Annotated in this window: 20 protein-coding genes, 1 tRNA gene and 1 rRNA gene; 20 read left to right on the forward strand and 2 right to left on the reverse strand. The window is 37.4% G+C overall.

Annotation, left to right across the window (positions count from 1 at the left end):
• The 7 genes from rrf to tsaD form a co-directional block, all read left to right on the forward strand.
• Positions 1–74 (forward strand): 5S ribosomal RNA (gene rrf, locus ABNX05_RS26490); the annotation flags it as partial.
• A 544-nt stretch (positions 75–618) separates the two neighbouring features.
• Positions 619–694: transfer RNA gene (locus tag ABNX05_RS25350), tRNA-Asp, on the forward strand.
• 350 nt (positions 695–1,044) lie between these two features.
• On the forward strand, positions 1,045–1,380 hold the full coding sequence (locus tag ABNX05_RS25355; protein WP_349662225.1) for a hypothetical protein: 336 nt from the start codon (positions 1,045–1,047) through the stop codon (positions 1,378–1,380).
• A gap of 451 nt (positions 1,381–1,831) precedes the next feature.
• Positions 1,832–2,281, forward strand: a complete 450-nt coding sequence (tsaE, locus tag ABNX05_RS25360) for a tRNA (adenosine(37)-N6)-threonylcarbamoyltransferase complex ATPase subunit type 1 TsaE (RefSeq protein WP_349662244.1) — start codon at positions 1,832–1,834, stop codon at positions 2,279–2,281.
• On the forward strand, positions 2,278–2,985 hold the full coding sequence (gene tsaB, locus ABNX05_RS25365) for a tRNA (adenosine(37)-N6)-threonylcarbamoyltransferase complex dimerization subunit type 1 TsaB (RefSeq protein WP_349662226.1): 708 nt from the start codon (positions 2,278–2,280) through the stop codon (positions 2,983–2,985). The genes tsaE and tsaB overlap by 4 nt, the downstream gene beginning before the upstream one ends.
• A complete protein-coding gene (rimI, locus tag ABNX05_RS25370) occupies positions 2,978–3,430 on the forward strand; it encodes a ribosomal protein S18-alanine N-acetyltransferase (protein ID WP_349662227.1) in 453 nt (150 codons plus the stop codon). Before tsaB ends, rimI begins: the two co-directional genes overlap by 8 nt.
• Positions 3,427–4,446, forward strand: coding sequence for a tRNA (adenosine(37)-N6)-threonylcarbamoyltransferase complex transferase subunit TsaD (tsaD, locus tag ABNX05_RS25375; RefSeq protein ID WP_349662228.1), 1,020 nt, complete (start codon positions 3,427–3,429; stop codon positions 4,444–4,446). Before rimI ends, tsaD begins: the two co-directional genes overlap by 4 nt.
• Before the next feature lie 479 nt (positions 4,447–4,925).
• Here the strand turns inward: tsaD and ABNX05_RS25380 are convergent, their stop codons facing one another.
• On the reverse strand, positions 4,926–6,869 hold the full coding sequence (locus ABNX05_RS25380) for an ABC-F family ATP-binding cassette domain-containing protein (protein WP_349662245.1): 1,944 nt from the start codon (positions 6,867–6,869) through the stop codon (positions 4,926–4,928).
• A gap of 224 nt (positions 6,870–7,093) precedes the next feature.
• On the opposite strand from ABNX05_RS25380, the gene ABNX05_RS25385 reads away from it, so the two are divergent.
• The 3 genes from ABNX05_RS25385 (at position 7,094) to tatC (ending at position 8,984) form a co-directional block, all read left to right on the forward strand.
• Positions 7,094–7,729, forward strand: coding sequence for a redox-sensing transcriptional repressor Rex (locus ABNX05_RS25385; protein WP_079563611.1), 636 nt, complete (start codon positions 7,094–7,096; stop codon positions 7,727–7,729).
• Positions 7,730–7,959: 230 nt separating this feature from the next.
• The gene (locus ABNX05_RS25390) at positions 7,960–8,145 is read left to right on the forward strand and encodes a twin-arginine translocase TatA/TatE family subunit (RefSeq protein ID WP_010857065.1); all 186 of its coding nucleotides are present in this window, start codon (positions 7,960–7,962) and stop codon (positions 8,143–8,145) included.
• A 17-nt stretch (positions 8,146–8,162) separates the two neighbouring features.
• Positions 8,163–8,984, forward strand: coding sequence for a twin-arginine translocase subunit TatC (gene tatC / locus ABNX05_RS25395; protein WP_079563612.1), 822 nt, complete (start codon positions 8,163–8,165; stop codon positions 8,982–8,984).
• Between the two features lie 103 nt (positions 8,985–9,087).
• Here the strand turns inward: tatC and ABNX05_RS25400 are convergent, their stop codons facing one another.
• The gene (locus ABNX05_RS25400) at positions 9,088–9,852 is read right to left on the reverse strand and encodes a CPBP family intramembrane glutamic endopeptidase (RefSeq protein WP_349662229.1); all 765 of its coding nucleotides are present in this window, start codon (positions 9,850–9,852) and stop codon (positions 9,088–9,090) included.
• A gap of 172 nt (positions 9,853–10,024) precedes the next feature.
• On the opposite strand from ABNX05_RS25400, the gene groES reads away from it, so the two are divergent.
• The 10 genes from groES (at position 10,025) to ABNX05_RS25450 (ending at position 21,161) form a co-directional block, all read left to right on the forward strand.
• Positions 10,025–10,309 (forward strand): co-chaperone GroES, encoded by a 285-nt coding sequence (gene groES, locus ABNX05_RS25405; protein WP_079563614.1) that lies wholly within the window; start codon positions 10,025–10,027, stop codon positions 10,307–10,309.
• 149 nt (positions 10,310–10,458) lie between these two features.
• Positions 10,459–12,090: a chaperonin GroEL gene (gene groL / locus ABNX05_RS25410; RefSeq protein WP_349662230.1), complete on the forward strand. Its 1,632-nt coding sequence runs from the start codon at positions 10,459–10,461 to the stop codon at positions 12,088–12,090.
• A gap of 320 nt (positions 12,091–12,410) precedes the next feature.
• On the forward strand, positions 12,411–12,698 hold the full coding sequence (locus ABNX05_RS25415) for a hypothetical protein (RefSeq protein WP_349662231.1): 288 nt from the start codon (positions 12,411–12,413) through the stop codon (positions 12,696–12,698).
• A 228-nt stretch (positions 12,699–12,926) separates the two neighbouring features.
• Complete coding sequence (locus tag ABNX05_RS25420; protein WP_349662232.1) at positions 12,927–14,264, forward strand: AAA family ATPase; 1,338 nt, start codon at positions 12,927–12,929, stop codon at positions 14,262–14,264.
• The gene (locus ABNX05_RS25425) at positions 14,257–14,988 is read left to right on the forward strand and encodes a hypothetical protein (RefSeq protein WP_349662233.1); all 732 of its coding nucleotides are present in this window, start codon (positions 14,257–14,259) and stop codon (positions 14,986–14,988) included. Before ABNX05_RS25420 ends, ABNX05_RS25425 begins: the two co-directional genes overlap by 8 nt.
• 775 nt (positions 14,989–15,763) lie before the next feature.
• A complete protein-coding gene (locus ABNX05_RS25430; RefSeq protein ID WP_349662234.1) occupies positions 15,764–16,273 on the forward strand; it encodes an RNA polymerase sigma factor in 510 nt (169 codons plus the stop codon).
• On the forward strand, positions 16,273–16,824 hold the full coding sequence (locus ABNX05_RS25435; RefSeq protein WP_349662235.1) for a hypothetical protein: 552 nt from the start codon (positions 16,273–16,275) through the stop codon (positions 16,822–16,824). The genes ABNX05_RS25430 and ABNX05_RS25435 overlap by 1 nt, the downstream gene beginning before the upstream one ends.
• Complete coding sequence (locus tag ABNX05_RS25440; protein ID WP_349662236.1) at positions 16,824–17,378, forward strand: hypothetical protein; 555 nt, start codon at positions 16,824–16,826, stop codon at positions 17,376–17,378. The genes ABNX05_RS25435 and ABNX05_RS25440 overlap by 1 nt, the downstream gene beginning before the upstream one ends.
• Positions 17,379–17,496: 118 nt before the next feature.
• Complete coding sequence (locus ABNX05_RS25445; protein WP_349662246.1) at positions 17,497–18,786, forward strand: LysM peptidoglycan-binding domain-containing protein; 1,290 nt, start codon at positions 17,497–17,499, stop codon at positions 18,784–18,786.
• Positions 18,787–18,926: 140 nt separating this feature from the next.
• Positions 18,927–21,161: a YcdB/YcdC domain-containing protein gene (locus ABNX05_RS25450; protein ID WP_349662237.1), complete on the forward strand. Its 2,235-nt coding sequence runs from the start codon at positions 18,927–18,929 to the stop codon at positions 21,159–21,161.
• Positions 21,162–21,294 lie beyond the last annotated feature (133 nt).

Genomic DNA, 21,294 nt, shown 5'->3' on the forward strand with positions numbered 1-21,294 from the left:
AACACGGAAGTTAAGCTCTTTAGCGCCGATGGTAGTTGGGGGCTTCCCCCTGTGAGAGTAGGACGTCGCTAGGCAATGTAAACAGTCAGCTGTGTGCTGGCTGTTTTTTTATTATAGACAAGAAGCTAAAGCTGTAGACGATGAAACAATGTAAAGAGCGACTACAAAACACTAGTATTATAGTCGCTCTTTTTATATTTACCTCCTTTCTTTTTTCAGCAAGAGTGTTTTCGTAGCAAAAGTGAAACATTAGTTACAAACCGTAAGTATAGCGTCAGATACAAAACTTTCCTACCTCTATATATAGTGAGAGGAATGCGATTTTAAGCTGCTTTTCAGGGGGGTTCAAACACCCCCCTGAAATAGGGGAGCTCAGGCTAAAAACGCCACGTCCTGTGGCATTACCGAAATGACCGATTTCGTGTCGCTCCTCATGTTGTGCTGCCGCTTCGCTTCTACGCAACAAATCTGCAGGCATAAGCCAAATCCAATCTTGCGTCGACATAATAGATTTGCAAAGTCGATACGTAAAAGATAGAGAATATAAAAATAAAAAAATATATAAAAAAGTATTGCATACCTTAATTACATATGATATATTTATAAATGTCTTAAAGAGGTCCCGTGGTGTAGCGGTTAACATGCCTGCCTGTCACGCAGGAGATCGCCGGTTCGATCCCGGTCGGGACCGCCATTATAATTGATAATATAGTTCTTATGATGCTTTTAAATCATAAGAACTTTTTTTATTGTTATTATAAGGAAATTAGTGGATATGTATAATTTCTAAAAATATTATTTATAATATGGAATACAATTTAAGATGGAGGTGAATACCTCGAACCCCTGCATAAAACAGACTAGAAAAGACCCTATAGTGCTTGTAGGGGGTAGCATAGAAACCTTACCATTACGTTTCACTACAGTTGATGAAGAGTGATAGAAATAATGAGCTGGGTAATAAATCTAACAAATAGGGCATTAACTATAAAAATGACGATGATTATCGATTTCTCTCGTGTGAAAAAGATTTGGAGGTGTTACATGAGAAATTATTATTACATAAAACGTCTTAATATAAGCTTGCTCATAGGTGCTGCTGTAATACTAGTAGGCTGTGGAGATCCTATCTTAGATATTGAGGAATCCAATGCGTACCACTGGCAAAAAAATATGAATGAAGCAGAATTTGAAAAAATAAAAGAAGGTATGACATATATGGAGGTAGTAAAAATTGCAGGGGGAGCAGGAGAAACATTGAAAAAAGATCAATTCCGCTGGAATGATGAAATACTTATGACAAAAGCTTATAATGTACAATTTAAAGATGATAAATTGGTTAAAAAAGAGATTAGTGAGATAAAGGGTAAAAAAAAATAAGCACTTCTTTTTATAAGGATGTTGTCTCTTCATTTTGCACATGTTTTAGTAGCGATAGCGATAATTACACCAAGGCATAATTGTCTTAAGCTATTGACGTAGTGACGTTGAAATGATCTCGTTTTTCTCTAGCAATCTATATGAATAGGTTTGCCTTGTATAAAAATAGGCAAACCTGCCCTTATGCCAAAGCTGATTCTGGACGCAATTATGCCGAGGCATAATTGATTAGTAGTTTCACCTTAACGACTCATCCTATGATGAGCACCAACTTGAGTGAATATCACTTTTGTTAATTCGATATACAGTAATTTATATTCTTTTTGTCGACAAGCTGCAACAATTACGCCAAGGTGTAATTGTTTTTTTTTAAAATCCATTGGATGCTTTGAACATTTACGCTTGTTTCGGTAAACTAGAAGTAATGGAGCTAGGAGAGGAAAAAGAGATGATGTATGAAAAAATAATGAATTCACTTGATGATACTGAGCATTTTGCGCTGAAGCTAGCAAGCTTACTAGAAGCCCAGGATACAATTACATTAGAGGGTGATTTGGGCGCTGGCAAGACGACATTTACGAAAGCATTAGCGAAGGGGCTTGGTGTGAAGAGGACAGTCAATAGCCCGACGTTTACGATTGTAAAGCAATATGAGGGGCGTTTACCATTTAATCATTTAGATGTTTATCGTTTAGCAGAAAGCGATGAAGACCTTGGATGGGACGAACTATTTTATGGTGATGCGGTATCAGTTGTCGAGTGGGCTCATTTGATTGAACAGGATTTACCACAGGAGCGCCTTGGAATAGAAATTTACCGAATGGGAGAAAATCAACGACGATTTGTATTAACACCTCTTGGAAAGCGATATGAGGCATTATGTGAGGAGCTAATGAAATGATTTGGTTAGGGATTGAAACTGCGAATGCACCACTTTCTATTGCTGTAATAAGGGACGGTAAAGTGGTCGCAGAGATTGTACAAAATATAAAATTAACGCATTCGGCAGGTGCTATGCCAGCCATTGAAGAAGTGCTAGCAAACGCTGGCATAAAGCCAAGCGAGTTGGATGCGATTGCTGTATCAGAAGGACCTGGTTCTTATACAGGTGTACGAATAGGTGTGACGCTTGCAAAAACATTAGCATGGACATTGAAAAAGCCTTTAGTTGGAATATCTAGCTTAAAGTCATTAGCCGCAAATGCAGCACTATATGATGGATTTATTTGTCCTATTTTTGATGCGCGAAGAGGCAATGTTTATACGGCCGTTTATAAAGGTCGTGAGCTTGAAACAATTATAGATGATTATCACGATCATATTGATGGCTTATTAGAGCGTTTACAGGCTTTAGAGGCACCGATTTTATTTGTTGGAGTAGATGTAGATATTTTTTGGTATAAAATCGTAGAGGTGTTAGGTGACTATGCTCAACGCATACCGTTTAGTCATGACTTGCCAAGAGCAAGTGAAACAGTTCGATTAGCGACGAAAGTGGAGCTACCAAGTGTGGAGGCTGTTCATCATTTTGTCCCGCAATACAAACGTATTGCAGAGGCGGAGGCGAATTGGCTGAAGGAACAAAAGGAGAAGGCACATGAGTAGTAATGTAATATATCGTAAAATGGTATCTGAAGATGTCCCAGTAGTGTATGAAATTGAGCTTGCTACATTTTCTACGCCATGGACGTTAGACTCTTTTTATTATGAAGTGCATGAAAATCAGTATGCACATTATGTGCTAGCTATAGATGAATATAATAACATTATCGGTTTTTGTGGCATGTGGATGGTTATAGACGCAGCGCAAATTACGAACGTAGCCGTTATAGATGCTGCTCGCGGTCACGGAATTGGTGAAGGATTAATGCGAGAGGCAATGCGTATTGCGAAAGACCATAGTATGGAAGTCATGAGTTTAGAGGTACGAGTGACAAATACAGTTGCTCAAAATCTTTATCGAAAGCTTGATTTCCAAGACGGTGGCATACGTAAAGGCTATTATACAGATAACGGGGAGGATGCCCTTGTCATGTGGGTGAATTTATGATGGAAGATCGAATTATATTAGCAATAGAATCAAGCTGTGATGAAACAGCAGCAGCGATTATTCGAAATGGCACTGAAATTGTTTCAAATGTGGTTGCATCTCAAATAGAAAGTCATAAACGATTTGGTGGGGTTGTACCTGAAATTGCCTCTCGTCATCATGTTGAGCAAATTACAGTGGTTATTGAAGAAGCATTAGCACAGGCAAATATGAAGCCAACTGATTTAGACGCTGTGGCAGTTACTGAAGGTCCTGGTCTTGTAGGTGCATTGTTAATTGGGATTAATGCAGCGAAGGCTTTTGCATTTGCCAATGATTTACCGATAATCGGTGTGCATCATATAGCTGGACATATATATGCTAACGCACTCGTGCAGCCGATGGAATTCCCATTATTAGCACTAGTTGTATCAGGTGGCCATACAGAGCTAGTTTATATGAAAGAACATGGATCTTTTGAAGTCATTGGTGAAACGAGAGATGATGCAGCCGGTGAAGCTTATGATAAGGTTGCACGTGTTTTAGGCTTACCGTATCCAGGTGGTCCACGTATTGACAAGCTAGCACACGAGGGAGATGAGGCTGTAACCTTCCCACGAGTGTGGTTAGAGGAAGATTCTTATGATTTTAGCTTTAGCGGTTTAAAATCAGCAGTTATTAATTATAAGCATAATATGGATCAGCGTGGAGAGGAGATTTCTCCGACTGCCGTAGCCAAAGGATTTCAGGATAGCGTAGTTGAAGTGCTAACAGCTAAAACATTACGGGCAGCACGTGAATATAAAGTGAAACAAGTTATTGCAGCTGGAGGTGTAGCGGCAAATAAAGGCTTACGTACATCACTTGAGTCTGTTTTTGCGGAAGAAGGTATCCCGCTGTATGTACCGCCATTAAAGCTGTGTACAGATAACGCCGCTATGATAGGGGCAGCAGCAACACCTATGTTTGAAACGAATATTCGAGGCAATTTATCAATGAACGGTCGCCCTGGAATGGAGTTAAAATCCTGGGTGTAAATTCTTTCACTATAGAGAAAGAGGTTTTTTAGATTTAATTCTAAAACACCTCTTTTTTGCTTTTATGAAAAAAATGTTGAGAAAACAGTGAACATATGAAAATATAAATCTTATTAGTTGACAAATTTTTCAGAAAATTATCCACAGGCAAGAAGAAAATAAAAGAGCGAACATCCGTACTTATGCACAAAATGTTGATAACTTGTGCATAACTTGTGATTATTCAATATATAGTAGCCTGTTTTGCACAGAATCATGTGAATAAAATATTTTTGAATTGTGGACAATGTGGAAAAGTCTGTTGATATGTTGGTATTACTAGTTTCATAGTGTGAATAAAGTTGTGGGCATTTTTTGTCGAAAAATAGCACTTGACCAATATATATGAAAAATGAAGACGAGTAAAGTAAAAAGCCATGTGACAAGGCACATGGCTTTACAATACTACCACCGTAAAGATAGAAGTTCGGTAGGGGATGTTATAAGGTAATATTTTCAAGTTCCTCACTTAGCTCAAGCCATTCCATTTCAAATAACTCGTACTGTTCTTTAGAAGTGGATAATTCATCCTGGAGCTGTGTGATTTTTTCGTGGTCTGTGAAAATCTCAGGATCACAAAGAGCTTCCTCTAAGCGAGCTATTTCAAGATTTTCTTGCTGCATTTTCCCTTCTAGTTCCTCAAGCGTGCGTCTAATTTGACGTTCTCGTTTTTTAGCCTCTTTATCAATTTTAGAGGTAGAGATTTTCTCAGGTACATCAGCTTGCGCTTGAGGTTGAGCAGCAGCCTTCATTTGGGCGATTTCTAGTAACTCTTGTTTTTTCTCAAGATAATAATCATAGTCACCTAAGTACTCAAAGGAACCATCACCAGACAGTTCGATTACTTTAGTAGCGATTCGATTGATAAAATATCGGTCATGCGATACGAATAAGAGCGTTCCAGGATAATCAATAAGTGCGTTTTCCAGTATCTCTTTACTATCTAAGTCTAAGTGATTGGTAGGCTCATCAAGAATTAAGAGATTTGCCTTTTGCATCATCAACTTAGCTAATGCAAGTCTGGCCTTTTCTCCACCAGATAAAGACGACACGGTTTTATCTACATCAACTCCACTGAATAAGAAGCGGCCTAGCACTGTGCGAATATCTTTTTCATTCATTAAAGGCCATTCATCCCATAGCTCTTTTAGAACACTTTTATTGCTCGATAGCTTTGCCTGCTCTTGATCATAGTAACCAATTTGAACATTTGTACCATAGCGAATCTCTCCAGTGAATGGTAGCAAATCTTTGACAATGGTTTTTAATAAAGTGGATTTACCAACACCATTTGGTCCAACAAGTGCAATGCGATCTTCTCGGAAAGTGCGTAGTGTGATGCCACTTGATATTTTCTTATCGCCATAACCTATCGTTAAGTCATCGATAGATAATACATCGTTACCACTTTGACGTTCAATTGTAAAACCGAAGCTTGCTGACTTTTCATCACCTTCTGGAGAGTCCATCCATTCTGTTCGTTCGAGCATTTTACGACGACTTTGTGCCATTTTTGTAGTAGAAGCACGAGCAATATTTTTTTGAATAAATTCCTCAAGCTTGGCCTTTTCATCTTGCTGACGTTCATATAGCTTCAAATCACGCTCATAAGTTTTCGCTTTCTCATCTAAATAGGCACTATAATTGCCTGTATATTTTGTGACGCGATGACGAGATACTTCGTAGACAATGGAAACAACCTGGTCTAAGAAGTAGCGGTCATGGGAAACAATTAGAATAGCCCCTTCATAACCCTTTAAATATGATTCCAACCAAGAAAGGGTTTCAATATCTAAATGGTTAGTAGGTTCATCAAGGATTAATAGGTCAGGCTTACTTAAAAGAAGCTTAGCAAGTGCTAACCGAGTCCGTTGTCCCCCTGATAGTGAGCTAATTGACTTTTGGTAATCCTCAGGATAAAACTGCATACCATGAAGCACAGATCGTGTATCCGATTCATATTGATAGCCACCCGCATCCTTAAAATTATGCTGTAAATGATCGTATTCAGACATTATTTTTGCATATATAGTAGGGTTTTCATAAACAGCTGGGTCGGCCATTTGTTGTTCTAATGATCGTAGCGTTTGTTCTTGGGCAATAAGCGGCTCAAAAATTGTCATCATTTCATCCCAAATCGACAATGTCGAGTTTAAACCAGCATGCTGCTCTAAGTATCCGATTTGTATACCTTTCGGGATAATAATATCGCCAGAGTCATATGACATTTGACCAGCAATAATTTTAAGTAAAGTGGATTTACCCGCACCGTTACGACCTACTAATGCAACTCGGTCACGATGTTGAACTTCTAATTTTACGCCACTTAAAATTTCATCTGCAATGAAGGATTTATATAGTTGATTGACCTGTAAAACAATCATTCTTGACACCTCAATTCTTCCTTAGTGTAATGGATGAGCGATTGGCTTGCAATGTCGATGCTTTACTTATTCCAAGCTGTCATGTAAGATTGAAACGATTTCCCTTTATTTAGTGGCGTAAAAGCGCCATTAAATAAAGGGAAATCCTCCAGTGAATATTATAAATTTAGAAATATAAAGTCTGTATCATAAATAGAACTTGATACATTTAAGGAGGAAAAAGTTTGAAACAAGAATTGAAAATTCCACAAGCCACTACGAAAAGACTTCCTCTTTACTATCGTTTTATCCAAAACTTTGCACAAGAAGGCATGGAACGCATTTCGTCGAAGGAACTAAGTGAAGCGATGAAAATTGATTCTGCAACTATTCGCCGAGATTTTTCTTATTTTGGTGCTCTTGGGAAAAAGGGATATGGCTATGATGTGCAGCATCTCTTACAATTTTTTAGCCAAACGCTCGATCAACATGAAGCGACAAAGGTTGCGTTAATTGGTGTAGGGAATTTAGGTAGTGCTTTATTAAAATATAATTTTCAAAAAAACCACAATACTCATATCGTTGTTGCATTTGACTCGAAGGCCCCAAAAGAAGGGAAAATGATTAGCAATATTCCTGTTTTTCACCCTGACTTATTGGAAGAAAAATATGCGGAATATGGAGCGGAACTTGCAATTTTAACAGTTTCACCACGCTCTGCACAGAAAATGGCTGATAGATTAGCAGTGATGAACGCAAAAGGAATTTTGAACTTTACGCCAGAGCGTATTACTGTACCAGATAAAATGCAACTTTTAACAATTGATTTGTCGGTAGAGTTGCAGGCGCTTATTTATTTAATTCGTAATCAGGAAGAGTGATCATTGTACATAATTTAACTTCTTTCAGCGGGTGTACAAACGCCCGCTGAAAGAAGTTAAAGCCTTAGGACGCAATTAGACCTAGGCATAATTGATAGCATAGCTCACAGTTTCTGTTAAATGAAGTAAGTATAAAATTGAGAGAATGACGAAAAACTTTCACATATAATTAGTTAGCAAAATGGCGAAATATGCGTTAAAATGATGGATATAAAGAGGAGGTGGCTTTAATGGGTGGTATTGGTCCTATGAGCCTCATTATTATCGGAATTGTCGCATTACTAATTTTTGGTCCTAAAAAGTTACCAGAGCTTGGTAAAGCATTTGGTTCAACATTACGTGAATTCAAAAATGCTACTAAAGGTTTAGCCGACGAAGATGATGATGACAAGAAAAAGAAAGAATTAGATAAGTAAGTTAGGATGTTTGAGGAATGAATCCAAGAGATCTAACTGTCATTGAACATATAGAAGAATTAAGAAAACGGCTTTTCATTGTTGCCGTTTTCTTTGTTCTAGCTATGGCTGGCGGCTTCTTTGTTGCAAAGCCGCTTGTTAAATATCTTCAAAGTACTGGAGCGAATTACAATATAGAGCTCCATGCATTTGATGTAGTAACACCACTTGCAATTTATATCCAAGTAGTTTTTTTAATAGCATTTATCCTATCCTCACCGGTATTGATGTATCAATTGTGGGCTTTTATTAGCCCGGGATTAAGGGACGTAGAACGAAAAGCGACTTTAAGCTATATACCGTATTCATTTTTATTGTTTTTAGCAGGGCTGTCTTTTTCATATTTTTTACTATTCCCTTATGTCATAAAGTTTATGATGAATTTATCAAACGATTTAGAAATTCAACAAACAATTGGCATACATGAATATTTTTCGTTTTTATTTAAGCTTACAATACCTTTTGGTTTCCTTTTCCAATTACCGATTGTAGTCTTGTTCTTTTCACGTATTGGGATTTTATCTCCTGAGTTACTAATTCGTATTCGTAAGTATTCATACTTTGGTTTATTTGTATGTGCTGCACTAATCGCGCCACCTGAATTAGCTTCGCACTTAATGGTTTCAGTACCATTGTTTGTTCTTTATGAAATTAGCATTATGATTTCTCGTATTGGCTATAAGAAATACTTAAAATCAGAGGAAATGCGAATGAAAGAAGAACAAGAAGCTGAGCAAAAACGTCAGATAGAAGAGGCACTTGAACAGCAGAGACGTCAAATCGAAGAACTGAATCAATAATAATAGAAGCTCGATGCTAATTAGTAGCATCGAGCTTTTTCGTCGTGATAGATACAGTTAAATTTAACTTCTTTTCGGCGGGTGTCTAAACACCCGCTGATTTTTATTGCATTTTTTCTAGTTCTTGAAGAAACTTTTGCAATGGTTCTGCATACAATTGTACAAGTGTCACAAAACCGTTCAGCATGACATGGGCGATAATGGACGTCCAAATGCGTTTTGTTTTGTGATATAAGAAGGCAAAGATCAATCCACAAATTGTATAAAGCAAGATATGTGAGAAGTCCATATGAATAAGAGCAAAGAAAATGGCACTTACTATACCGGCTATCCAGAAATTAGTTGTTTGGACAAGCGATCCGAAAATAACACGACGGAAGACGAACTCTTCTAATATGGGTCCAAAAACAACTATCGCTAATATCGCAATAGGAGCACCTTTTGCAATAGCTACAATATCAGCTGTGTTTTGCGATCCACCTTGGATACCGAATATAGCCATTTCGATCGCTGCGCCAATCATTTGGCCGAAGAAAACTAAGAAGAAACCAATAATTCCCCACATAATTGACAGTGGTATCGTTTCTTTCTTCCCTTTATAAATATCCCAAAACGCTTTATCGCGAGATGTTAGGATTAAGCTTAGAATTAACGCAATGGCAAAGCTAAGCGCAATATACCAGCCTTGCGTAAGCGGAGCAGCTTGCTCGCTAGGTAAACCAGTTGTACTCATAACAAGCTTGTGAAACGGTTTTGCTAGCAATATCCCTGATAAATGCATGATGATATAAATCACTAAAACATAAAGGGCTGTTTTTTTATGCTTACTTATTTTTGTAGAATTGTTCACAGTCAAAATCCTTTCCATTCATTATGCTACCTTTCTATTGTAGAGGAATATGGAAAGAAAACAAAATTTTTCGAAGTTCTGACTTGCAAAAAAAAGTGTGATTGATTATCATAATAATTGTGTTAGCACTCGTATGGGTAGAGTGCTAATAGACTTAATCTTATACTTAATTAATAGGAGGTTGTTTCACTTGTTAAGACCACTAGGAGATCGTATTGTAATCGAACTAATCGAGGTAGAAGAAAAATCTGCATTCGGTATTGTACTGCCAGACTCTGCAAAAGAAAAGCCACAAGAAGGTAAAATTGTAGCAGTTGGGACAGGTCGTATATTAGAGAACGGACAACGTGTAGAGCTTGACGTTAAAGTTGACGACCGCATTATTTTCTCTAAATACTCTGGTACAGAAGTTAAATATGAGGGTAATGAGTACCTAATTTTACGCGAAAGCGATATTCTTGCAATTATTGAATAAGTTCATACTTTTTTAGTTTATTAAAGTTAATACCTTTGGTCATTGTCACAGATAAACAAATGAATAGGTGACAATGACAGTATGGCGAAATTTTTATAAATATATTGATGAAGCTTAACGAATATTCCATTCCAGGAGGGTAAATTCAAATGGCAAAAGATATTAAATTCTCAGAAGAAGCTCGTTCATTAATGCTACAAGGTGTAGATAAATTAGCAAACGCGGTAAAAATTACTCTAGGGCCAAAAGGTCGTAACGTAGTTTTAGAAAAAAAATTCGGTTCACCACTTATTACAAATGATGGTGTAACAATTGCAAAAGAAATTGAGCTAGAAAATCCATACGAAAACATGGGTGCAAAATTAGTAGCAGAAGTTGCTTCTAAAACGAACGAGATTGCTGGTGACGGTACAACAACTGCAACAGTATTAGCTCAAGCTATTATTCGTGAAGGCTTAAAAAACGTAACAGCTGGTGCAAATCCTGTAGGCATTCGTAAAGGGATTGACAAAGCAGTTGTAGCGGCCCTTACAGAATTAAACGCTATTTCTCGTCCAGTAAGCAACAAAGAGGAAATCGCACAGGTTGCGGCTATCTCTGCTGCTGATGATGAAGTAGGGCAGTTAATTGCAGAAGCAATGGAACGTGTGGGTAACGACGGAGTTATTACAATTGAAGAATCTAAAGGCTTCACAACTGAGCTTGATGTAGTTGAAGGTATGCAATTCGACCGTGGGTATGCATCACACTACATGGTAACAGATACAGATAAAATGGAAGCTGTATTAGATAATCCATATATTTTAATTACTGATAAAAAAATTACAAACATCCAAGAAGTATTACCATTATTGGAACAAGTAGTACAACAAGGTCGTCCACTGTTAATCATTGCTGAAGATGTTGAAGGGGAAGCTCTTGCAACACTTGTAGTGAACAAGCTTCGTGGTACATTCAATGCTGTAGCGGTTAAAGCTCCAGGATTTGGTGACCGTCGTAAAGCAATGCTAGAAGATATCGCAATTTTAACAGGTGGTCAAGTAATTACAGAAGAATTAGGCTTAGATCTTAAATCAGCTGATATTACATCACTTGGTCGAGCTGCAAAAGTGGTTGTGACAAAAGATAATACAACAATCGTAGAAGGTGTTGGCGGTGCAGATGCAATCGAAGGCCGTATTGGTCAAATCCGTGCTCAGCTTGCTGAAACAACTTCAGAATTCGATAAAGAAAAATTACAAGAACGCCTTGCAAAATTAGCAGGTGGCGTAGCAGTAATCAAAGTTGGTGCTGCAACAGAAACAGAACTAAAAGAACGCAAACTTCGCATTGAAGATGCTCTTAACTCAACTCGTGCAGCAGTTGAAGAAGGTATTGTATCAGGTGGTGGTACTGCACTTCTTAACGTATATGCAGCAGTTGAAAAAGTTGCGGATGCAGAAGAAGGCGACGTAGCAACAGGTGTGAAAATTGTTCTACGTGCTTTAGAAGAGCCAGTACGTCAAATCGCAAACAACGCAGGTCTTGAAGGCTCAATTATTGTGGATCGTCTAAAACGTGAAGCAATCGGTGTAGGTTTCAACGCTGCGACAGGCGAATGGGTAAACATGATTGAAGCGGGCGTAGTAGACCCAGCGAAAGTAACTCGTTCAGCTTTACAAAACGCAGCATCTGTAGCAGCTCTATTCTTAACAACAGAAGCAGTAGTAGCAGATATTCCAGAACCAGCATCAGCAATGCCAGATATGTCTGGTATGGGCGGCATGCCGGGGATGATGTAATCTACGGCTCTAGCACAAAAACACTTCTCAAATTTGAGAAGTGTTTTTCATGCTTTAGTGAATATTTATCAGTAAATCTCTGATAAAAGCTGGTTTTCCGTAAAGAATATGTATCCCCTTTTTAGGATGGGAATTTCCTCCTTGAGTGTATGTAATTTTCTTTTCATAATTGTTTGGCACCCGCTTTAACTCTGTTGGTGTGACATATTAAATATTAATTTATAAAAAGGTTATCCATTAGTTCATATTTGAACTTCTGGATAGCCTTTTTGCTATAGTTATTGATCTTAGACTTCCAAATATGTCGGGTAAAAATCTACATGCCTGGTAGGTTTAAGCCCGGTAACCCTGGTAAGCCAGGATATTGCCCGCCTGGAAATGGCATCGGACGTGGTGGATATGGTTGCGGCGGATATGGTCGTGGAGGACGTGGTGGATATGGTTGCGGCGGATATGGCTGTGGAGGACGTGGTGGATATGGTTGCGGCGGATATGGTCGTGGAGGACGTGGTGGATATGGTTGCGGCGGATATGGCTGCGGAGGGCGCGGCGGATATGGTAACGGATTTAAAGGTGGAAATGGGTTACCGGAAGGCATGCTAGGGTGAAACGGAATATTAACATCAATATCGTCGGGATTTAAATTAGGATTGACCAATGAAACACACCTTTCTTCGTTTTTCTTCTCTAACATATGCCTACTATTATGATCGTTGTAGGCATTAAACTAAGTGAATAATTGACAAAGGTATAATACGTTAAATTAGAAAATGTTATAAAATATATCAAATTTAATTATAATAGAAGAAAATATTATTTAAAGGATGTTTAGATAAATGGCCATTATAAAAATCAAGAAAATTAAGATACAAAATTTACGAAATGTGCGACATGGTGAAATTGTTTTAACGGTGAATTTTGAGACATTTTTTAAGGCTAACGTTGTAGGTTTATACGGACAAAACGGTTCAGGGAAAACAACTATTGTTGATGCATTTGGCTTGTTAAAGGCACTGATCTCCGGCTGGATTACTGAAATAAAATTACCGTCTCAGGAAAAGAGATTAATTATGGCAGGAGAGGATACGGCAAGTATTGAGTTCGAGTTTCTTGTAGAAAATCAATTTGGCACTTTTTATCTCAATTATTATGTAGAGTTAAAAGAAGATCAAAACAGATTGTACACAACGGTTGAACGTATAGCTTACAGAGAGAATGAGAAAGGTAAGCGTTCAAAGATTCTGATTAATGTTACAGAGGAAGACATACAACTACGTAAAGCTAATCTTTCTGATATGAATGAAAAAACGCGTATCCAATTACTAGTCATTCATCAACTATCTAAAAAACAGTATACGTCCTTTATCTTTCACAAAGATTTAAAGCCATTATTACAAGACAGATTGTCAGAGCTAGAAATGCAATTACTTCATAATTTAGCAATAGATTTTAATCGAGATCTACATGTTGTTAATAATCAAAATATCGCACCATTATTTGAGGAGCGCAGCATGCCATTTAGTATCCATCTAGAAAAAACTCGTGGTTCTATCCCTTACAATTTGAAAGGACCAGCGTTATTACCAGAGGATACGTTTAATGTGTTATGTGAAGTAATAGAACAAAGTAATCGTGTATTATCAGCAATTATTCCGGGTCTGACTATTAAGATTAATGTCATTACAAAACAAACGATGGATAATGGAGAAAAAGGAGTCCGTTTTGAATTTTTATCACAGCGTGGGGAGCGTGAATTACCACTACGGACAGAGTCAGAAGGAATTTTGAAAATTATTTCTGTACTCAGTGTGCTCATTGCCGTTTATAATAACCCAAATGCTTGTGTAGTAATTGATGAATTAGATTCTGGTGTTTTTGAATATTTATTAGGCGAGTTGTTAACAGTGATTGATGAGGACGGAAAAGGCCAGCTTATTTTTACGTCTCATAATCTACGCGTGTTAGAGGTGCTTGCTATTAAAAACTTATGGTTTACGACAACGAACGAGGAACGTCGTTATATGCAGCTAAAAGGTATTAAAGAGGTAAATAATGCTCGAGATGTTTATTTACGTGCAATTCAGTTGGGCGGACAGGATGAAGAGGTTTATAAAGAAACGAAGATATTTAAAATTAAGCGTGCCTTTAGAAAAGCGGGTGTCCAGCGTGACTAAAAAAGTTCTTTTAATCATTGTAGAGGGGCAGACGGAGCAAATTGTTTTAGAGGATTATCTAGATGAACATTTTGCAAATTCTACGATTCGCTTCGATGTACAACGGGAGGATATTTTAACGAAGTGGGATGCCAATAAACGAATACCTAATATTAAAAATAGTGTTACGCGAGTGATTCAGAACTATTTGCAAAAGTATAAGTTTTTAGCGAAGGATTTAACTGCTGTTGTTCATATTACCGATGCAGACGGTTGTTTTATTGACCCAGAATTTGTAAAAGTGAAGGAAGATATTGAGCAAAAACTATACTATACAGAAGATGCAATATTGGTGAAAACTGAGAAGCGTAAGGAACAAATCGAGCAACGAAATGAAATGAAGGCGAATAATGCCAAAATCCTTGTGGCGAATGATCATTTTAGCATTCAGCGATTAAGAATACCGTACCAGCTATTTTATTTTTCTACAAACTTAGAGCATGTACTTTGGAATGAGCGCAATGAAATAGCAACGGAAAAGGTGCAAAAGGCAGATGAATTTATGGACAATTTATCGAGTTCCATAGAAGAGTTTTTAAAAGACTATCTTCCAGTTAATGCAGAGCTTCCGTATAAAGAAAAAATGAAAATGAGCTGGTCATTTTTAATGGAGGGCTGCAATTCGTTACAACGCGGAACGAATGTACCGTTATTATTTGAGATGATTAAATCAGATGTACAATAAAATGCCCTCCGATGTACAGTGGAGGGCATTGCATAGTGCTGAAAAACAAAATGGCTAAGGTAATCTTTGTGAATGATGATGTCCGTTCCAGGCTACTCGCTTTGTCGCTGCCGCTACGCTTTCGCACAGTTAAAACATTGTCGCTGCCGCTACGCTTTCGCACAGAGCAGAGATTCCTGTGAGCGAGCGTCGAGCCGCTTCCTCCGCTTCCTCCGCTTCGCTTCGTGCGGGGTCTCGCCTGTCTCGCTTTCCCACGGGAGTCAAGTAGCCTTCCACTACAATCAGCAATAGTGTAGAACTTTTTATATAATCTATGCATTTCAAAATTGAACAAATGGTTAGACATTTAACAAGAGATGACGGAAATCGCTAACAGTCATCTCTTCCTTTTTGTGTTTGTTCATAGTTGCAAATATGTCCTAAAATAGCTGAATCTTTAATTTTTGTTTCTCCACTTAACAATAAAAGCTTTGACATAATCCTACCACTGCCCAAGTGTAATGAATAGCTAGCAAGTTTACCTTCAATAAATAAGAGTTATTTTTTCATTTCAACGTTTGTTAGCTTTTAATAACTTCGCTAATTCCTCCACAATGACATTACGCATATCACTTGTAGAATGGACTTGCCTCGGAATCGACACTACCAACTTGAGCAACATTTACAACGAGGTAAACAATATAAAGAACGAGGTGTTTACGCTAGTTGTAAAAAAAGTGTAACAAATCATTAGTTGCGACGACTTATTTGTAAGTGTAGAAAGTGGGGTGAAGTTTTGCATCAGGATATATTAAAAATTGAACATTTGTACGATTGTTATCATCGTGATGTGTATCATTTTGCGCTTTATTATACAAATAGCAAACAAGAGGAAGAGGATATTACGCAAGAAACGTTTTTTAAGGCGATGAAGCAGTTACATAATTTGAAGGATAAAGATAAAGTAAAAACTTGGCTCTTATCAATTGCACGGAATACAGCAGTAGATATACATAGAAGGCAGAAAATAAAGCGTTTATTAACAGAAAAACTTAGCTTGCAGCCCGTCTTGAAGGAAATACCAAAGCCTTTAGAGATTGTGGAGAAAAATGAGCAATGGCAGGCAGTACAAGAAGCATTAATGACATTAAAATCACATGATCGGACAATCATTATTTGCAGAATGGTAAAAGACTACACGATACAAGAAACAGCTGCGATATTAGGTATCTCGGAAGTCAAAGTACGTGTTGATTTTCACCGAGCAATGGCAAGGCTTCGAAAAAAGGTAGGGAGGGATGATTGATGGAAGAACGTGATTACGATTTAGTTGATGCATTAAAGAAACGCCCTGATAAAGATCCAGATTTAGATTTCTCAAATCAATTACGTCAAAAACTCGAAAAGACTCATATAAAAAAGACAAAAAGATTTTCTATTGCAACCATACTAACCGTTCCAGTGACGCTAGCTGCACTTCTATTTGTATTCAGCATTAGTACAGGACAATCGTTCCATTTGAAAAATGCCGCACAGTTAACTATCAATCTGGAAAAAGATCTTACTAATATAGTATGTATGTTCCTCATGCTTACGCTCTCATTGTTTATTTTGTTCGTTTATTACAAAGGACTTACGAAGGGAAGACTTGTCTACATGACATTTTCTTTATCTTTCTTGGCATGGGTAGGGAACTTAATATATGCAGAGCATCAAAATATGGATGAACCTACTGTACAACCAAGCTCAAGCTATAACGAAACCTACGATTATACGAGTAAGCAATACTATATAGATGAAATTCAACAGGAACATGATAACTATTTGATGAAAACAAATGAGGGGGGTATGAAATAATGAAAAATCCTTACGATCATTTATTTAACGAGGTGTGCTTTGTATTTGTAGATTTAAGTAATTTCGGATTACCGGATATGTTGCCGGATTTTATTGGCTATATATTTTTTGCATATGGTATTCACTTACTGCCAACGTTCCATAATTTAAAGCGTTGGTCGAAAAACTTCGCTATTATTTTGGCGGTAATGTCATTTTTCTTAGAGCTAGGTCAATGGCTAGACTATAGTTTATTAGGAGGAATTGGTGTACAGTTTATGCAATTTTTATTCATCATCTTCATGTACTGGGTTTTTCAATTATTATTACACATTCATAATAATAAACCTCTTGAAGCAAAAACATTTAAAACATACCAGAAATTTATGGCATTTATGCTTTGCGGTTTTGTCATACAGGCATTTTCAATAAATGTTGATACAAGTATGCGAGGAAATGTTCATTTTATAGGCTCTTTACTACAGCTGTTTGCTTATTTTTTATTTATATTCTATTATCGAGCGTGTCTTAAATACTATAAAAAAAATAATGGAAATAAGGTTCATTCGCTGTAACAAGCGATGGATCTTTTTTGCTTTAGGAATCTGTGTTTACTTAGCAATGACATCTTTTCCTTTTCTAATTCATAAGCTTTATAGGTGTAATTTTATCAAGCTAGAAGGAGGCACTGCCATTCAAATACATGTTGTACGGGCAGGGGAGTCCATATGGGGTATTTCGCAGGCGTATGGGACAACAGTTCAAAGTATCGTAGATGCCAATCAAATTCCTGAACCGAATCGATTAGTTGTCGGGCAAGCGCTTGTAATACCGATTGTCGGAAATTTTTATTATGTGCAGTCAGGGGATAGTTTATATTCAATCGGCCAACGCTTTGGCATTAATTATTTAACACTTGCTCAAGTCAACAATATTAGTCCGAGTCAGCCTTTATCGATTGGTATGCGACTTTATATTCCACCTCAACCAAAAACAAGAGCTGAAACATTGGCATATTTAGAGCCGAGAGGGACATTCGTTAGTGAAGCATTATTGAGCCAAGCAAGAGAAGCGGGTCCATTTTTAACGTATCTTGCTTTATTTAGCTATGAGGCAAGGCGAGATGGAACGCTTAAGGTACCACCGAGTCAAGGTGTGGCGCAAATTGCAAATGATACAGGAGCTTCTCTAGCGATGGTTGTCTCAAACCTAGAGAATTTTAGTTTTAGCGGTGATTTAGCGAGAGATATTTTTCAAAGTACAGCAGTACAGGATTTACTTTTTAATAATATTCTTGAAGAGGCAAAGCGTTTAGGAAGCGTTAAAGATATTCATTTCGATTTTGAGAATTTGCCGGGCGATCAACGAGAAGCATATAACAATTTTTTAAGGAGAGCGGTGAGTCGATTCCATCCACAGGGGTATACCGTATCGACAGCACTAGCTCCAAAAACAAGTGCTAGTGAGCGAGGTCCGTGGACAGAGGGGCATGATTATAAAGCACATGGAGAAATAGTGGATTTTGTTATGTTAATGACTTATGAATGGGGATATTCTGCAGGGCCACCTATGGCCGTATCGCCACTTCCCGAGGTAGAGGCGGTTGTAAAATATGCAGTAAGTGAGATACCTCGTAACAAAATTATACTTGGACAGAATTTATATGGATATAACTGGACATTGCCTTTTGTACAAGGGGGCCCGAATGCAGAAGCAATTAGTCCACAAAGAGCAATTGAAATTGCTAAAAAATATAATGCTGCTATTCAGTTTGATTTGAGATCTCAAGCTCCGTTCTTTGAATACTACGATGAGCAAGGTAGAGCACATGTGGTGTGGTTCGAGGATGCAAGATCCATTCAAGCGAAGTTCAATTTAATCAAAAGGTACAATCTTAGAGGAGTAGGCTACTGGAAATTAGGTCTCCCATTCCCGCAAAATTGGCTATTGATCGGATCAAATTTTGATGTAGTAAAGAAATGAGAATCTTAAGGAGTAAATTCTTTCGCTGCAAAAGGAGCTCATTCCCTTTTTCTAATAAATATTAATTATCTGGAAATGACATTTCCATTTATGGAAATATATATTATAATAATGGTAAATGGTATTTTAGGAGGTATATTTTGGATAAATTTAAAAAGTTAGGTATTATACTAGCGTCTACTGCATTTTCAGTTGGTGTAATTTCGCCAATGGCACAAGCTTCAGCAAATGTAAAAGAATCACAAGAGAGAGTTGCAATCCAAGTTGCTTCAACAGAAACAAAGGTTACAAAAAGTGAACTTATTAAGCAATTGAATACATTATTCCCAGGCAAGTTCAAATTTGTATCAGAGAAGGATTTCTCAATGGGGGAAGCGCATTACTTTAATGATGATGCTACAATACGCTATGACTTAAGCTTCCAAAAGACAATCAATGGCAAAGATGTTTTTGGTGAATTTACGTTTAAAGGCGAAAATTTAGAACTAGAATATTTCCACTACCAACCTGCCAATATAGCGGATGCATTGTATCCAGTGAAGTATTCAGAGGCCGATGCAAAGAAAATTGCCCAAGACTTCTTAAAGAAAATGCCGAATACTGCAAATTACAAGCTTCGTGAAGACGATTGGTATGGTGATTTTGGTTTTAGTTTTAGTCGACCTTTATCTGAACCAATTACGTATTCATTCAATTATTCGCCAACACATAATGGTGTACCACTAAGTAATGAGAATCTCAATATTACTGTTCTAGCAAATGGTGAAGTTGTAAGTATGTATCGTAATACTGGGTCAACTAGTAAGGCAACATTTGATAATGTAGATCAGAAAAAAAATGAATCAGATATACTTGCACAAGTTCGCGAAAATTTGTCAGTAGATTTGCGCTATATGGTGGATTATAACTACCAAACAGGCGAATCTATTGCGAAGCTTGTATATATGCCGCCAACAAGCTTCACGGGTGTGCATGCATTAAATGGGCAGTGGCATACAGTGAATGGTTTTACTTCTCAAGTTCCAACGGCAAAAGGTGTAGAAAAACTGGCATCGCAACCACTTGAACCTAGAAAGAAGGACGTTACAGTAGCAGAAGTCGAAGAGCTAGCTAAGTCTTTCTTGAAAGTTGATTCAGACAAAGTGAAGCTAGAAATTGAGTCGGTTAATGAAAGAGAAAACGACAATGGTGAGACAATTTATTCAGTAAATTATATGTATCATTTAGGAAATAGTGGCTATGGCGCATCATTCGAAGTGAACAAGGCAACAGGTGAGATTACAGATTACTGGGATATACGTAGAGATTTCATGGAGACAGATCAGAAAGTAGAACCAATCGCGAAAGAAGCTGCTTTAGCAAAAGCGATAGACTACTTAAAAGCATGGGCTCCGTCCTACCTTCATAACTATTCAAAACCAATAGAAGAAACAACATATGACAAAGAAAGTAAACGATATTACTTCTCCTTCCCACGTATTGTCAATGGTATTGCTGTAGTAGGGGATGAAATTTCTGTAGGTATTAGTGCAGATGGGAAATTAAGTTCATTAAATATTAGTAATCACAAGATTGATAATTGGCCAGCTGTAAATAAAGCTATTCCTGCTGATAAAGCAAAAGAAACGTTCCATAAGGGACTGAGCTTGGAGCTTCAGTATGCAAAACAGGATGGCGAGGATAAACATCACTATGATTTAGTATACTCTCCAGTTTATGATGGTAGCTTATTCAATAGTATTGATGCAACAACTGGTAAATGGCTTCAAAATGTTGATGATGCTAAAGAAAAACCAGCTATTTCACATCCAACAGCTGGAGGAGAATTAACTTATTTACTACACCAAAATGTATTAGAAGTGAAAGACGCAGCAAACTTTAATGCTGATACAGCTGTAAACAAGGGAGAAGCTTTAAAAATTTTAGTTAAATCATTATCATACGGTTATTATGATTTTGGTACGTATGGAAGAGACGACGAGAAGCAATCCTTTAAAAATATTGACAAAAAGCATCCATTATACGGAACCGTTGAACAAGCTGTAGGCATAGGTATTATACAACCTGCGGATCAATTTGCAGTAGATAAAGAATTGACTCGTCAAGAGCTTGCAGAATGGTTAGTACGTGTACTAAATTTAGAGAGTGCTGCTAAGCATGGTGACATTTACAAATTAAACTTTGCTGATGCAAGCTCAATTAAACAGGAATACGCAGGTTATATTGCTTTAGCAAGTGCGATGGGTCTAATTGATGGACAGCAAAATAAATTCAATGCTACTGGGAAAGTGACGTATGCAGATTTGGCAATATCTACAGTTCGTCTAGCAAAGGCTATTAATGAGGAAAATAACGGCCGCCATTACTACTATTAATCAATAATCGATACATGAAAGGGTATCTCCTATTTTAGGGGATATCCTTTTTAACTTCTTTCAGCAAGTGTTTTCTGTACCGAAAGCGAAGCGACAGGTGCAAGTGTTTTCTGTACCGAAAGCGAAGCGACAG

The organism is Lysinibacillus zambalensis (assembly GCF_040183165.1).
Taxonomy (GTDB): Bacteria; Bacillota; Bacilli; order Bacillales_A; family Planococcaceae; genus Lysinibacillus; species Lysinibacillus zambalensis.